The organism is Streptosporangium sp. LJ11 (assembly GCF_051918945.1).
Taxonomy (GTDB): domain Bacteria; phylum Actinomycetota; class Actinomycetes; order Streptosporangiales; family Streptosporangiaceae; genus Streptosporangium.
In genome coordinates, this window is the sequence record NZ_JBPXMB010000016.1 from 147234 (window position 1) to 161602 (window position 14369).

Annotated in this window: 12 protein-coding genes; 4 read left to right on the forward strand and 8 right to left on the reverse strand. The window is 71.4% G+C overall.

What is annotated here, in order from left to right; all coding sequences use genetic code 11:
* The first annotated feature begins 157 nt into the window (after positions 1-157).
* Genes ACTOQ3_RS23950 through ACTOQ3_RS23960 form a run of 3 tightly spaced genes read left to right on the forward strand, consistent with a single transcriptional unit; the run spans position 158 to position 3624 of the window.
* Entirely contained in the window at positions 158-943 is a 786-nt protein-coding gene (locus ACTOQ3_RS23950) for a hypothetical protein (RefSeq protein WP_440085571.1), read from the forward strand.
* Between the two features lie 9 nt (positions 944-952).
* Positions 953-2860, forward strand: coding sequence for a fumarate reductase/succinate dehydrogenase flavoprotein subunit (locus ACTOQ3_RS23955; protein WP_440085572.1), 1908 nt, complete (start codon positions 953-955; stop codon positions 2858-2860).
* 2 nt (positions 2861-2862) lie between these two features.
* A complete protein-coding gene (locus ACTOQ3_RS23960) occupies positions 2863-3624 on the forward strand; it encodes a succinate dehydrogenase/fumarate reductase iron-sulfur subunit (protein ID WP_362685199.1) in 762 nt (253 codons plus the stop codon).
* A gap of 90 nt (positions 3625-3714) precedes the next feature.
* Here the strand turns inward: ACTOQ3_RS23960 and ACTOQ3_RS23965 are convergent, their stop codons facing one another.
* On the reverse strand, positions 3715-4191 hold the full coding sequence (locus ACTOQ3_RS23965; protein ID WP_440085573.1) for a MarR family transcriptional regulator: 477 nt from the start codon (positions 4189-4191) through the stop codon (positions 3715-3717).
* A 100-nt stretch (positions 4192-4291) separates the two neighbouring features.
* Here ACTOQ3_RS23965 and ACTOQ3_RS23970 point away from each other — a divergent pair, with 100 nt between their 5' ends.
* On the forward strand, positions 4292-5734 hold the full coding sequence (locus tag ACTOQ3_RS23970) for an MFS transporter (protein WP_440085574.1): 1443 nt from the start codon (positions 4292-4294) through the stop codon (positions 5732-5734).
* Positions 5735-5768: 34 nt separating this feature from the next.
* Here the strand turns inward: ACTOQ3_RS23970 and ACTOQ3_RS23975 are convergent, their stop codons facing one another.
* The 7 genes from ACTOQ3_RS23975 to ACTOQ3_RS24005 all read right to left on the reverse strand — a co-directional run bounded on the left by ACTOQ3_RS23975 (position 5769) and on the right by ACTOQ3_RS24005 (position 14356).
* Positions 5769-7238 (reverse strand): hypothetical protein, encoded by a 1470-nt coding sequence (locus ACTOQ3_RS23975; RefSeq protein WP_440085575.1) that lies wholly within the window; start codon positions 7236-7238, stop codon positions 5769-5771.
* 118 nt (positions 7239-7356) lie between these two features.
* Positions 7357-9465 carry a hypothetical protein gene (locus ACTOQ3_RS23980; protein ID WP_440085576.1) on the reverse strand — a complete coding sequence of 703 codons (2109 nt, stop codon included), beginning with the start codon at positions 9463-9465 and terminating at the stop codon, positions 7357-7359.
* Between the two features lie 107 nt (positions 9466-9572).
* Positions 9573-9986: a (deoxy)nucleoside triphosphate pyrophosphohydrolase gene (locus ACTOQ3_RS23985; protein WP_440085577.1), complete on the reverse strand. Its 414-nt coding sequence runs from the start codon at positions 9984-9986 to the stop codon at positions 9573-9575.
* A 14-nt stretch (positions 9987-10000) separates the two neighbouring features.
* Positions 10001-11098 carry a C40 family peptidase gene (locus tag ACTOQ3_RS23990; RefSeq protein WP_440085578.1) on the reverse strand — a complete coding sequence of 366 codons (1098 nt, stop codon included), beginning with the start codon at positions 11096-11098 and terminating at the stop codon, positions 10001-10003.
* Positions 11095-11256, reverse strand: coding sequence for a hypothetical protein (locus ACTOQ3_RS23995; RefSeq protein WP_440085579.1), 162 nt, complete (start codon positions 11254-11256; stop codon positions 11095-11097). Before ACTOQ3_RS23995 ends, ACTOQ3_RS23990 begins: the two co-directional genes overlap by 4 nt.
* Entirely contained in the window at positions 11253-11921 is a 669-nt protein-coding gene (locus ACTOQ3_RS24000; protein ID WP_440085580.1) for a hypothetical protein, read from the reverse strand. The genes ACTOQ3_RS23995 and ACTOQ3_RS24000 overlap by 4 nt, the downstream gene beginning before the upstream one ends.
* A gap of 2 nt (positions 11922-11923) precedes the next feature.
* Positions 11924-14356, reverse strand: a complete 2433-nt coding sequence (locus ACTOQ3_RS24005) for a type IV secretion system protein (protein ID WP_440085581.1) — start codon at positions 14354-14356, stop codon at positions 11924-11926.
* Between the last annotated feature and the right edge of the window lie 13 nt (positions 14357-14369).

Sequence of the window (14369 nt, forward strand, 5' to 3'; positions counted from 1 at the left end):
CCCCTTACACACAACCCCTGGGCTCCGTCGTAACGTATCCCCCACCAACATGCGCGCGCACGTGTGAGCCGGCGCGACGATGGCCCGGACGCGCGGCACAACTGAAACAACCCGGACCCCTGGGCGAGCGGGGTCCGCGGGAGGTGGAGAGGTCTCGATGACCCAGACAACGGCCGAGAGCCCGGCCAGAAGGCAACGTGCGCAGATCAAGGAGCGCACTCTGCGGACCGACCAGTGGTGGCGCTATCCGCTGGTCACGTTCATCATTTTCACGGCATTCCTCGTCTACGCCACGTGGGCGATCTTTGATACAAAATACTTCGTATCGCCGTACCACGCGCCGTTCGCGTCGCCCTGTCTGGCGACGAGCTGTCCGCCGGACGCGCGACTGTTCGGCCTCGCCCCCTTCGGCGACTGGTACACCCTGCCTCCCGGCCTGCTGATCCTCGGCCTTCCCGCGGGGTTCCGCTTCACCTGCTACTACTACCGCAAGGCCTACTACCGGGGGTTCTGGCTCTCGCCCCCGGCCTGCGGGGTGAACGAGCCGCACACGAAGTACTCCGGTGAGTCGCGGTTCCCGCTGATCCTGCAGAACATCCACCGCTACTTCTTCTACGCGGCGATCGTCGTCGGCCTCGTCCTCGCGTACGACGCGGTGAAGGCGCTGATCGAGAAGCCGGCCGGCCTGGGCACCTGGATCCTGATCGTCAACGCGGTCCTGATCAACCTGTACACGCTGTCGTGCCACTCCTGCCGGCACATCACGGCCGGGCGCCTGAACCACTTCTCCAAGCACCCGATCCGCTATCGGGCCTGGGGCTTCGTCTCCAAGCTCAACGCCAAGCACTCGCAGCTCGCGCTGATCTCCATGTTCTCCGTCATGGGCGCCGACCTGTACGTGCGCCTGGTCGCCAAGGGCATCATCGCCTTCTCGTTCGCATAAGGATCTCCTGTGGAAATCGAGCGTCACGAATACGACGTCGTCGTCATCGGCGCCGGCGGTGCGGGTCTGCGGGCGGCCATCGAAGCCCGCCAACAGGGCAAGCGGACGGCGATCGTCTGCAAGTCGCTGTTCGGCAAGGCGCACACGGTCATGGCCGAGGGCGGCGCGGCCGCCGCCATGGGCAACGTCAACAGCGACGACAACTGGATGGTGCACTTCCGTGACACCATGCGCGGCGGCAAGTTCCTCAACAACTGGAGGATGGCCGAGCTGCACGCCAAGGAGGCTCCCGACCGGGTCTGGGAGCTGGAGGCGTGGGGCGCGCTGTTCGACCGCACCAAGGACGGCAAGATCAGCCAGCGCAACTTCGGCGGGCACGAGTACCCGCGGCTGGCTCACGTCGGTGACCGCACGGGTCTGGAGCTGATCCGCACCCTGCAGCAGCGGGTGGTCGCGCTCCAGCAGGAGGACGAGAGGCTCCACGGCGACGCCGAGGCGTACATCAAGGTCTTCCAGGAGTGCACGGTGACCCGCCTGCTCAAGGAGACGGGGCCCGGCGGGAGCGGCGCGATCTCCGGGGCCTTCGGCTACTGGCGGGAGAACGGCAAGCTCATCCTGTTCGACGCCCCCGCGGTCGTGCTGGCCACCGGCGGCATCGGCAAGTCGTACGTGGTCACGTCCAACTCGTGGGAGTACACCGGCGACGGCCACGCGCTGGCCCTGCTGGCCGGCGCGAAGCTGATCAACATGGAGTTCATCCAGTTCCATCCCACCGGGATGGTCTGGCCGCCCTCGGTGCGGGGCATCCTCGTCACCGAGTCCGTCCGGGGCGACGGCGGGGTGCTGAGAAACTCCGAGGGCAAGCGCTTCATGTTCGACTACATCCCCGAGGTGTTCAAGGACAAGTACGCCACCAGCGAGGAGGAGGGCGACCGCTGGTACACCGACCAGGCCAACAACCGCCGCCCTCCGGAGCTGCTCCCCCGCGACGAGGTCGCGCGGGCCATCAACTCCGAGGTGAAGGCCGGCCGTGGATCACCCCAGGGCGGCGTCTACCTGGACGTCTCCACCCGCCTCCCGGCCGCGGAGATCATCAAGCGGCTCCCGTCGATGCACCACCAGTTCAAGGAGCTGGCCGACGTCGACATCACCAAGGAGGCCATGCAGGTCGGCCCGACCTGCCACTACATCATGGGCGGCGTCGAGGTCGACGCCGACACCGGCGCGGCGGACGTGCCCGGCCTGTTCGCGGCCGGTGAGGTCTCCGGCGGCATGCACGGCTCCAACCGGCTGGGCGGCAACTCGCTGTCCGACCTGCTGGTGTTCGGCCGCCGCGCGGGCGCGGGAGCGGCCTCGTACGTGGACGGTCTGGCGGCCCGGCCGAAGATCTCCGAGGAGGCCGTGGCCGAGGCGAGCGCGGAGGCGCTGGCCCCGCTGGAGCGCGCGGGCGAGAACCCGTACGAGGTCCACCACGAGCTGCAGCGGACGATGAACGAGCTGGTCGGCATCATCCGCAAGGCCGAGGAGGTCTCCGAGGCGCTGGAGGCGGTGGAGAAGCTCAAGGAGCGTGCCCAGGGCGTCGGCGCGGCCGGCAGCCGCATCTACAACCCGGGCTGGCACCTCGCCCTCGACCTGCGCAACATGCTCCTGGTCTCGGAGTGCGTGGCGAAGGCGGCGCTGTTGCGCCAGGAGAGCCGCGGCGGTCACACGCGCGACGACTTCCCCGGCATGTCGTCCGAGTGGCGGACCAAGATCCTGCGGTGCGGTCTCACCCCGGACGGCTCCGGCGTCACGGTGCAGGAGCGGGTGCAGCCGCCGATGCGGGACGACCTCATCAAACTGTTCGACCGCGACGAGCTGAAGAAGTACATCACCGAGGAAGAGCTGGCCGCCTTTGACGCGCTGGCCAAGGAGTAACCATGAGTTACAAGGCGAAGTTCCGCGTGTGGCGGGGCGAGGGCGGCGAGGGCAAGCTTGAGGACTTCACGGTCGAGGTGAACGAGGGCGAGGTCGTCCTCGACATCATCCACAGGCTTCAGGCCACCCAGGCCCCCGACCTGGCCGTCCGCTGGAACTGCAAGGCCGGCAAGTGCGGCTCGTGCTCGATGGAGATCAACGGCAGGCCGAAGCTCGGATGCATGACCCGGATGTCCACCTTCACCGAGGAGGAGACGATCACCGTGACGCCCATGCGGACGTTCCCGGTGATCAAGGACCTGGTCACGGACGTGTCGTTCAACTACCAGAAGGCCAGGGAGATCCCGTCCTTCACCCCTCCGGCCGACGTGAAGCCGGGCGAGTTCCGCATGCAGCAGATCGACGTCGAGCGGTCCCAGGAGTTCCGCAAGTGCATCGAGTGCTTCATGTGCAACAACGTCTGTCACGTCATCCGTGACCACGAGGAGAACAAGACCAACTTCGCCGGTCCGCGCTTCCTGATGCGGATCGCCGAGCTGGACATGCACCCGTACGACGTGGCCGACCGCAAGGACTCCGCCCAGGAGGAGCACGGTCTCGGCTACTGCAACATCACCAAGTGCTGCACCGAGGTCTGCCCCGAGCACATCAAGATCACTGACAACGCGCTGATCCCCATGAAGGAGCGTGTCGTCGACCGCAAGTACGACCCGCTGGTCTGGCTGGGCAACAAGATCTTCAAGCGTTCCGGCTCGAAGACCTGAGCCTCCCCACCGCTCACGACGGCGCCGTCTCCGGATTCCCCCGGGGGCGGCGCCGTCGTGTTACCCCGTTGTTTCCTCCCGCCGCGTTTCTCAGTCACGCCACAGCCGCTGTGTCTGCTTCCGCATGACCTCGTTGGCGCGGACGGCGAAGTCATGGATGATCGCCAGCTCCGCGTCGTCGTAGCTCTCGACGAGATCGGCGTAGGCCCGGTTGACGTCCGCCAGGATCTCCTGCAGCGCGCGATAGGGCCCCTCGCGTACCAGCTCGACGAGGACACGGCGCCGGTCGGCGTCGTCCCGGCTGCGGCGCACGTACCCCGCTTTCTGCAGGCGGTCCACGACCGCGGTGATGGCGCCGCCGCGCGTCAACCCGATCCGTACGGCGAGGTCGTGCGGGGTCAGGGGGCCCTCCTTGTCGAGGACGGCCAGGCAGTTGAAGTCGGTCACATTGATTCCGGCCCGGCCGGCGACGCCGACGTGGAACAGCGCCGCCCGCATGGCTGTCAGGCGCCCCTGGTCGGACACGGCCATGATCATCTCCATGCGGCTCTTCCGCTCCGTTGACATGGCGGACCCCTCTTCCTATTCTCTCTAAAATAGAGACACTCTAAATAAGAGACTCTCTATTTTGGCTCCAAAAGAATAGGCGACCCTCCGGGAGGAAACCATGTCCGCCGCCCCACCCAGAACCGGTCCTCCTGTGTCGCGCCGGCGCTGGATCGCTCTCGGCGTCGTCCTGAGCGCCGCCTTCATGGACAACGTCGACGCGACCATCCTCGGCATCGCGCTGCCCCGCATACAGCGCGACCTCGGCGCCGACCACACCACCGCGCAGTGGAGCCTCGCCGGCTACGCCCTGGCGTTCGCCCTGCTGCTGATCACCGGCGGGCGGCTCGGTGACATCTTCGGCCGCCGGCGCCTCTTCCTGATCGGCGTCGCCGGGTTCACCGTCGCCTCCGTCGCGTGCGGTGCCGCCACGACGCCGGAGGCGCTCGTCGGCGGTCGCCTCGCCCAGGGCGCGATGGCCGCGTTGATGGTGCCCCAGGTGATGTCGGTCATCGTCGTCATGTTCGCCCCCGCCGAGCGGACCCTGGCGTTCTCACTTCTGGGCGCGGTTCTCAGCATGGGCAGCGTCAGCGCTCCGCTGCTGGGCGGGCTGCTGACCGAGTACGACGTACTGGGCTCAGGCTGGCGCGCGATCTTCTACGTCAACGTGCCCATCGGGGTCCTCGCCTTCTGCGCGGCGGTGCGGTTCATGCCCGAGACCCGCTCGGAGCGGCCGCTCCGGCTCGACCTGGCGGGGGTGGCCCTGGTGACGCTCGCCACGCTGGGGATCATGTACCCGCTCGTACAGGGTCCCGTGGCGGGATGGCCCGCCTGGACGTTCGCCGCGATGGCCGCGGGGGTCGTGGTCCTGGTGCTGTTCGCCGCCCAGCAGCGGCGCCGTCACCTCCGGGACGGTTCCGCGCTCGTACCGCCCACGCTGTTCCGGCGAAGGTCGTTCACCGCCGGGATGGCCGTGGTGTTGCTGCTCTTCTCCGGCGTGACGTCGTTCTTCCTCGTGCTGACCTACCAGCTGCAGTCCGGCCTGGGGTGGACGCCGCTGCACACGGCGCTGGTGACGCTGGCCTGGCCCGTCGGCATCACCGCGACCACCCACCTCGCGTTGCGCCACGGTGCGGCACACGGTCGCCGCCTCATCGGCACGGGCGCGCTCACGATGGCCGCGGGCACCCTCGCCGTGATCGTCTCCGTACGGGTCCTGGGATCCGATCTGGCCTGGCCGCACGTCGCGGCCGCCGAGCTGGTCATCGGTCTCGGCATGGGACTGTGCGTGCCGATCCTCACCGGCGTGGTGCTCGGCGACGTCCCCGCCGACGACGCCGGTGCCGGTTCCGGCGTCGTCAACACCGGCATCCAGTTCGGCACCGCGGTCGGGATCACGATCGTCGGGGCCGTCTTCTTCGCCCTGGCCTCCGCGGGAACCGGTGACCTCGCGGACCGGTTCGGCACGGCGACCGCGACGACGCTCTGGTACAACGTCGGTGTCTTCACCCTGGCCGCGCTGCTGAGCCCGCTGCTTCCCGCTCCGTCCACGACCGAGCCGTAGGGATCCCTCCCCGGACGGTCAGGATCGTCCGAGATCAGGTGGAACGGCGGAAGAGGCCGCGCTTCTTCTTGCCGGTGTCCTGGCCGGGGAGCGGGTAGACCGCCGTCGGGGTCGGCTCGGCGGGAAGCCGGTCGCCGGAGCCCTTCTCACCGGGGCCCTGGGCGGGACCGCCCTGCGGCTCGGGCCCGAAGGGCCTGGCCGTCTCCCCCGCGGGACGCCCCGCCTCGCTCCGCGCTTCCTGGCCGGACGGCGTGAAGCCGTCCTGGGAACCGCCGGGAAGGGGCCGACCCGCCGAGGGATCCTGGCCGGAGGCGTCCTGGGGAACGGGACCGGTGCCGAACGGCCGGAGGTCGTCTCGCGGACCGTCGGCTCCCAGATCGCCCCGGGCGGGCTCCTGCGGGAACGGCGCCCCGGGGAACTCCGCCGCCCCCTGCGGGAGGCGCCCCTCACCGGAGTCGAACCGCGAGGTGCTCTGGAAGGCGGCCGGTGAGGCGTCCTGGGCCGCCGGGCCGTAGGGCGCCTGTCCGGGCCGCCCCGGCTGCACGTGGCCGGTCTGCGGGTCGTACGGGTCGTACGGGCTGTGCGGGTCGTGCGGGTCACTGTGGCCGGCGGCCGGCTGCTGCTCGTAGCCGGGCGCGGGCAGGTACGCCGTCGTCTGGTCGTACCCGTGGGGGGACCGCTCGGGGGTGTAGCCCTCCGGGTAGACCGGGGCGTACATCTGCATGGGCACGAAGCTGATGATCGGCGCGTAGGCCGTACCGCCCTGGTAGGGGCCGGGACCGTAGCCGGGACCGCCGGGGTAGGCCATCGGCTCCATCGGGTCGCGGCCCATCCCGCGCGGACCGGCCCGGCGGATGGCCGCGGCGTGCGCCAGGCGGCGCAGCCTGCCCTCGAAGATCAGAACGGCGAACAGCACCAGCAGCACCAGGATCAGCGCGGGGATGCCGAGCTGGCGGCTCAGCGTGGCCCCGTCGAACTCGGAACCCGCGTTGCGGATCTCGTACACGGAGGTACCGGAGGCGCTCTCGTCGAGCGCCGCGGTGTCCGACGGCGTGGGCGTGGCGGTGGGGAGCGGGGTCGGCTCGGGGTTCGTCGGCGGGAACTGGGGGTCGTTGTTCTCCGGCGAAGAGGTCTCGGCGGGCGGGGTCACCGGAGGCGCGGTGTTCTGGACCGGCGGCGGCTGCACGACCGCCGTCTCCTGCGGGGGCGGCGGGGCCGAGGACGTCTTGGGCGGCTTGGGGGGCTTCGGCGACGCCGGGACGGTGATCGTGGTGGTCACGGTCTTCTGCGGCACCGCGGTCTCCTCGGAGCCGCCCTGGGGATCCTCGGTGACCGTGACGGTGACGATCGGCGTGGCCTCCTCGCAGGGGCCGGCCGGATCGACGTCACAGCCCTCGACCTGCGACGGGGTGACACCCACCACCCTGACGGTCGCGCCGGCCGCGGAGGATCCGGTGAGCGGCGCCAGGGCGAGCAGGACGGCGCCGCTGAGTCCCACGGACATCACAACGGCGGAGACAGCTGCCCTGTGCCGTGCTCGCGTCACCGGTGCCCTCCGCGAAATCAACCATGAACACGTCAAGGTAAATACTAGTTGGGCAAAAGTAACAGCAAACCGCGTTTTACAAAACGTGTCGCGACCGGCGGCGGCGCTGGATCCTCCTCTGCAGCCACAGGAGGCCGAGCAGCGCTCCCACCGCCGCTCCCACCGCCGGGAGACCTCGGACCCCTGTCAGCAGCGGACTTGACTCGGCGACCGGCTGGACCTGGCCGCTCGGACCGTCGACGTCCTGCGGGAGGGGTGCGCCCTGCGGGCGCGGGTCCTGCGAAAGGGGCACCTGCGCGGCGGGGAAGGGACCCGCCTGCGGCAGTTGGAGGCCGTTCACGAGGCCGGGCATCTGGCCCGCCCCCGCCATGCCCATCGAGACCGGCGGCATCATGGGCCCAGGCGCGCCCGGCGCTCCCGCCCCGCCCGGCTGCGCGCCCGGCATCTGCTGCGCGCCGGGCATCTGCGGCCCGCCCGGCTGCTGACCCGCTCCCGGATAACCCGCTCCGGGGTGGCCGGGAGGCAGGGGCCCGCCCATCGGACCGCCCGCACCTCGCGGCGGCACGCCGGGCTGTCCCATGCCCGGCTGCCCGATCCCCGGATAGCCCGGCATCATCGGCTGCCCCGTGCCCTGTCCCGGCATCGCGGGCTGCCCGCCGACCCCCGGATAGCCGGGAACCATCGGCCCGACCACCGGCCGGCGCGCTCCGGGGCGGCCGGCGATCTTCTGCCCGCCCCCCGGGGTGACGGGACCGAGCGCCTGGAGGCCCGGCCCCATCTGCGGCCCTCCAGGCAGGCCGGTCATCGGCAGGCCGACTCCCGGCTGGCCTGGACCCGCGTGCCGAAGGGCCGACCGGCCCGCTTCCCGCCCGCGCGCACCGGACCGGCCGGCCGCGTGCCGTTGCCCGCGCGCCTTCCGCCCGCCCGCCTTGCGACCCGTCGGGGAGCCCACGGCCGAGTGGTGCCTGCCGTTCTGTCCCCGAAGCGTGGGGGCGGCGGGCACTCCCTCCGGCGGTACGGCGGCCTGCCCCTGACCGGGCACGCCGGTACCGGCCTCGGGCGCGACGCCCGGGGCCGCGGCGCCGTCCGGAAGCCGCGTGCCCTCCGGCGGAAGACCCGGGGTGACCGGACCCGCGGGACGACCGGGAACGGCGCCCGCCCCCGGGACCCGGACCGGGGCGGGAGCCACCGGAGCGGCCGCGGGGGATCCGGCCTCCTGCTGCCCGCCCGGCGCGGTGACCCGCGTCTCGTGGGAGGCCGCCGGGCCTCCCGTCGCTCCCGCGTCCCCGGGAAGCGCACCCGCCCGCGGGCTCACCGGCGCGCCGGCCCTCGGCGACGCTCCCGGCCCGGCGGGAAGCGCGGAAGCCGCCGGGCCAGGACGCGCGGCGGTGCCGTCCGCCCCCGTACCCGCCGCGCCCGGCCCCGCGGCCGGGGCGACGAACGACTTTCCGAGAAGATCGAGCAGGAACGCCGACGTGCGCTGCTCGGCCCTCCGTGCCTCTGCGGCCTCTGCGGCCTCTGCGGCCTCTGCGGCCTCTGCGGCCCGCGGGGTGTCCGGTGCGGCCAGGGGAGCACCCTCGGCCTCCCCGGCCGTCCGGGGAACCCTGAGGACCATGCTGGCGGCACCTGGCGCCCCGACACCGCGTGCGCCCGCGGACCTGTCCTCCCTCGCGGCGCGGGCGTGTTCCAGCGTCTCCGGCCCCGCGACGACATCCCCGCCCGGCCGCATCGCCGCGTCCGAGCTCTTGATCGTGCTCTGGGCCTGCTGACTCACCGGCTCGCCGTCGGGTCCGCTCATCCGGGCCAGGGCGGTCACCGTGACGTCCTGCGGGCGCCGCGGCACGGCGAGCAGCACGTCGACGGAGCCGCCCCGGGCGGGCAGGGCGCCGATCACGCACACCCCCGCCCCCCTGGGTACGGGTACCGAGGACCTGGTCTCCTCAGGGCACTCGATGCCCGCGAGCGCCTCGGCGGGGGTCGTCAGGACCGCCAGCCGCGCGTCGGAGCCCGGTCCCTGCAGGCGGATGCGGAAGCGGATCGCCTGGTCGGCGCGGCTTCCCGGCGCCCACGTACCGGTGTCGGCGGCGACGGCCAGGTCGAGGGGCGGCGCGGCCGGCTCGTCCATCTGGACGGCGTACACCCCCGTGGACCCGAGGATGAGCACCCCCGCTCCAACAGCGGACACTAACCCAGCACCACGCCACCATACGGTCACCGCATATCTCCGTTCCCCGGGTACGGACACGCGACATCGCCACGTCCAGTAGCAGTTATGTCACGTTGCGGAGTCGATCAATCCTTATTGAACCGACCTTGCCCATCGTTGAGACGACCTTGTACCGCCCGGACGATTGGAAGGTCCGCGGGGAGCCACGCCACCTCGTAAAGCTCGTCCACGCCCAGCCAGCGCAGATCCAGGTGCTCCCTCGCCTCGGGCTTGCCCTCGGCGACCACGGCGAGCCAGACCCGGAGGACGTAGCCGCCGGCGAGCGCCCAGTCGCCGCCGACGCGCTCGCCCACCTCGATCAGCACGCCGAGCTCCTCCTGGCACTCCCTGATCAGTGCCGTGTGCTCGTCCTCGCCGGGATCGACCTTCCCCCCGGGAAGCTCCCACCCTCCGGCCAGCTCGGGAGGGTCGGCACGCTGGGCGGCGAGCAGTTTTCCGTCACCGTCGACGATGGCTGCGCCCACAACGACCTTTTCCATGGCTCCCGATTCTGTCAGCCCTGCTCCCGCGCCTTGAGTTGCGCGAGGATCTGAGGATGTTGCAACGGCCGGGTGAATCCCACGATCCCGGTGCGCTCCCGGTAGGTGGTGACCTTGATCGGCCCGCACAACCGGCATCTCGCCTCGACCATCTTGCCCGGAGAGACCACCATTCCCACGTGCCCGGGACGGTCTGGGCCGGTTCCTGGCCCGGAGTTGAAGAAGACGAGGTCCCCCGCCTGCTCCTCTCCCTCGGGAACCTCTATGCCGAACGGCCACTGGCCGAACGTGGTGCGCGGGATGGTCAGGCCGACGCTCCGGTAGGCCATGTAGATGATCCCCGAGCAGTCGTAGCCGGCCGGGCCCGTGCCGCCCCAGATGTAGGGCTTGCCGCGCTGGGCCAGCGCGTACTCGAGGATCGCGGCCACCGTGCTCGTCGGCGCCGCCTCCAGCATGGGCTCGTCGCAGCTCTCGTCCGCCTCGGGCGGGGTCGTGACCTCGCCGTCCTTGGCGTACTTCCCGGCGATCTCCATGACCTGGTCGACGTACCACCAGGCACGGTTGTAGACGAACAGCGAACGCCGCACGTCCTCCGGCGCGCCGTTCCGCTTCAGCATCTTCGCCGCGCCTAGGATGGCGTCCGCCGGGTTGTACACGTCGGCCCAGCCGTCTCCGTCGCCGTCGGAGGCGTAGCCGTTGAACGTGGACGGGATCTTGATCTTGGCCTTGCCGCCCCACGTGCTGATGAGAAACTGCATCGGCCCGGCGGCGCCCGCGTAGTTGGTGCCGCTCCGCACGCCGGGGAGCGTGGAGCGGCCGTGGTTGGTCTCGCGCTTGCCGACCCCGGCGAGCACGTTCCACTGCACGCCGACCTTCCGGCCGTGCTCGCGGTACAGCTTCAGATACTCCTCGGGGATGTCGGACGTCGCGGTCTCCGACAGGTCCTCCGCCGCCTGCGCGTTCTCCCCGCAGTCGGGTTGCGTCTCCCCGGTGACCGACGGGAAGGACGGGAAACTGCTGATCATCATCATCGGCGCCATGATCAGCGTGATCAGGCAGAGCCCGGCGACTCCGAGGATCAGGGCGAGCCGGAGGTGTTTGCCGTCCCTCATGCGACCTCGCCGCCCGTCCCGCCGCGCCGGTACACGACCCCGCCGCGCATCCACTCTCGCCCGTACACGACCCCGCCGCGCCGGTACACGACCCCGCCGCGCATCCACTCTCGCCCGTACACGACCCCGCCGCGCCGGTACGCGATCCCGCCGGTCATCCGGTCGCGCCGGTCTCGAAGGGCTGGTCGTCCCCCTCCTGGCCGGAGTCGGCGGGCTGAAGGTCGTGGACCCGCCATTCCGCGCCGACCTGGATGAGCGTGACGGCGTACTCCGCGGTCCTCTCGTTCACCCCGCTCCTGGCCGTGACGTTCTGGGTGCCGACGACCACGAAGACCACCGAGGCGCTGTCGATCTGCCGGATCCCCTTCACGCGCGCAGTCCCGACGGAGACGACCTCGTCGGCCTTGTTCGCCTCGACGGTGCCCGGCGAGGTGACGGTCCGCAGCAGCGCCCCCGAGAACTCAGTCGTGACGTATCCCTTGAGACGGTCGCCGTAGACCGCCGGATCCTCGTCGTAGCTGAAGGTGCCGTACTCGGCGGTGAACCGCTGCGCGTAGTCGGCGGCCGCGGCCAGCTCCTGCTTCGTCATCGGCAGGTAGGAGTAGACGTCGAAGGGCGCGTTGCTGGCCGTCGCCGCCGGGCGCGCAGGCTCCGCGGCCGGTTCCCTGCCTGACGCCACCGTGCGGGTGACGCCCGCCGGCTCCGCCCGGGTCTCCGGGCCCTCCCCGGTGTCCGACCACATGGTCACGTAGACGCCGACCGCGGCGAGTATCACGACCAGCACCGCGAAGACGGCTCCCCGCCGGCTGCCTCCCTCGATCATCGTCAGTCCTTGCCGCGGTTGGACGGACGCAGCCAGAACGGCGGCGGCTCACCGGCCTCCCCGCCGCGCTCCGCCCGCCTGGTGATCCAGAGCGGCGGCGCCTCGGACGACCTGCCTCCGGAGTCCCGGTTCCGCGAACCACCGGAGCTCCGCGAGGAGCCACCGCCGCCGAAGATGCTCCCGCCGGAGCCTCCGGACCCCGAGGAGCCACGCGAGGACCCGCCGCCGTTACGCGATCCCGAACCGGAGCCGCCCCGCGAGGAGCCGGAACCCGAGGAACCCCGGGAGGAGCCGCCGCCGCCGAAGATGCTCGTGCCCGAGCGGCCGCCCCCCGAGGAACCGGAGGAACCCGAGGGCCTGCCCGCCGAGGGCGCCGAGGGCCTGACCGCCGGCGCACCGGACGACCTGCCGCCCGAGGACGACCCGCCGCCCGAGCCTCCCTGCGGGGCCCAGCCGCCGGAACGGCCGCCGAACCAGCCGCCCGACCCGCCCGAACCGCCCGACCCGCGCCCGGAGGAGCCTCCGGACCTGGTTGGGGACGCGCCGCCTCCCGTACCGGCTCCGGAGAGGTTGAGCGGCGGCGCCGCGCCGGGGCGGGCCGCGGTGACCGGCCTTCCGGTGCCCCTGCGCCGCCCGGCCGCCTGGGAGTCGGTGTCGAGCGGAGCCGGTTGCGCGCCTGCGGGGACCCGGGTGCCCGACGGTGTGGCCGGCGTGGCACCGCCGTCCTCGCCGCGGACCCTGCCCTGGGCGACCGAGGCGGCCGCCGCCGCGCCGACGGAGGCTCCGCCGGCCATCGCGGCCGCCTGCAGCATCGGCTCGGCCTTGCGCATGCCCCACCGGCCCGCCCTGGCCGCCGCGACCGGCGGCAGCACGGACGCGGCCCGCTGCAGGGTCGGCGCGGTCGCCGCGTCGCCGAGCATCCGGGTGGTGAGCGTGTGCCCGTCCATGGACGAGAACAGATGCTGGAACGGCCGCCGGTAGAAGAACACCGCGATCGTCAGGATCGCCATGAACATGACCTGCATGCCCCACGGCATCGCCGTGGAGATGATCAGGGCGTAGCCGTACACGAGCACGCCGAGGACGAGGGCGAGCACGGCCTGTCTGAGCAGGGTGCCTATCAGCATCTCCACCCAGCGCATGGCGATGATCCGCCCGGATCCCGGATGGACGCCGATCAGCAGGAAGACCGGCGCGAGGATCAGCAGCAACAGGAAGCCGACCTTGAGGACCAGCAGCGAGACCGCCACCAGGAAGATCAGCAGTCCCGCGACCACCGCGGCCATGAGGGCGCCGATCGCGACCCCCAGGCGGCTCGTCCAGTCCTTGCCCTGGAAAAGGGGGAAGACCGGCGTGTTCTGCAGCTTGTCGGCGACCTCGGTCTCATATCGTGCCTGGTGGGAGTTCGCCTCCGGCATCTGCTCGGCCTTCATCTCGGCCGCGTCGATCGTCTGGATCTCCAGCAGTTTCGCGCCGAACACCTTGATGATGGGAGCGTCGGCGTCGGCCGTGCCGAACTGGCCCATCAGCCACGGCTTGCAGACCAGGGTGGACCAGAGCGCGTCGGAGTTCTGCTCGACGCCGGGCACGCCGCTCTGGCCGTACCCGCCGCTCTTGACCTGCGGGTTGGCGTCGCCCTTGGCCGGCAGGCAGGAGGTCCCGCCCGCGCCGGGGAGCCCGGAGAAGGCGGAGTTGACCACCTCGCCGGTCTTGTCGGTGACGACCTTGCCCAGCCCCGTGAGATCGCCGGGGCGGCTGAAGAACCAGACCGCCACGGTGACCGCGAGGACCATCCAGATGACGCCCTCGGCGGTGGTGGTGGCGCGCTTGCGGATCAGCCCGTACCAGGCCAGCCAGATGGCGCCGAGGATCACCAGCGGCCGCAGGTACGGCCAGTACATGGCGTCGGCCAGGCGGACCACCATGTCGTCGACGACGTTCTTGATCGATTCCAGCGGGCCCTCGGTGGCCGCCGCCTGGTAGGTCGTGATGGTCAGCCTGTCCAGCGCCTTGGCCCACAGGAAGACCGTGTTGGCCATCGCGTTGCCCATCACCGCCGCGATGTCGTCGCAGCCGAGCAGGTGGGTGTGCCAGAACTGGCCGCTCATGCCGTACGTCGCGTAGTTGCCCTGCACCGCCGGGGCCTGTGCCGCCGGGGCACCCGGCTGGGCTCCCGGCTGGGCTGCGTCGGGAAGCGGCGGCTGGATCAGGCCGTCGACGCCTCCGGCGACCATGTCCGGGGACAGGTCGGGAGACATGTCGCAGGGGGCCGCGGCGACGGCCGTGGACGTGTCGGCGGGGAACACCAGCGGCAGCGCGAGGAAGGCGGCCAGCGCCACCAGCCCGATGGCGATCCGCCTGCCCAGCCGTCCCCTGCGGGAACCCCTCTCGCGGGAGCCCGTCGCCTCGCGAGGCCCACGAAGCCCGCCGCGCACGCCAAGCCCTTTC

Excerpts from the sequence above, each read along its gene's own strand:
- ACTOQ3_RS23985 (WP_440085577.1), bottom strand. The coding sequence starts at position 9,986 with ATGGAAAAGGTCGTTGTGGGCGCAGCCATCGTCGACGGTGACGGAAAA.
- ACTOQ3_RS23950 (WP_440085571.1), top strand. The coding sequence starts at position 158 with ATGACCCAGACAACGGCCGAGAGCCCGGCCAGAAGGCAACGTGCGCAG.
- ACTOQ3_RS23960 (WP_362685199.1), top strand. The coding sequence starts at position 2,863 with ATGAGTTACAAGGCGAAGTTCCGCGTGTGGCGGGGCGAGGGCGGCGAG.
- ACTOQ3_RS23965 (WP_440085573.1), bottom strand. The coding sequence starts at position 4,191 with ATGTCAACGGAGCGGAAGAGCCGCATGGAGATGATCATGGCCGTGTCC.
- ACTOQ3_RS24000 (WP_440085580.1), bottom strand. The coding sequence starts at position 11,921 with ATGATCGAGGGAGGCAGCCGGCGGGGAGCCGTCTTCGCGGTGCTGGTC.
- ACTOQ3_RS23990 (WP_440085578.1), bottom strand. The coding sequence starts at position 11,098 with ATGAGGGACGGCAAACACCTCCGGCTCGCCCTGATCCTCGGAGTCGCC.
- ACTOQ3_RS23970 (WP_440085574.1), top strand. The coding sequence starts at position 4,292 with ATGTCCGCCGCCCCACCCAGAACCGGTCCTCCTGTGTCGCGCCGGCGC.
- ACTOQ3_RS23995 (WP_440085579.1), bottom strand. The coding sequence starts at position 11,256 with ATGACCGGCGGGATCGCGTACCGGCGCGGCGGGGTCGTGTACGGGCGA.
- ACTOQ3_RS23975 (WP_440085575.1), bottom strand. The coding sequence starts at position 7,238 with ATGTCCGTGGGACTCAGCGGCGCCGTCCTGCTCGCCCTGGCGCCGCTC.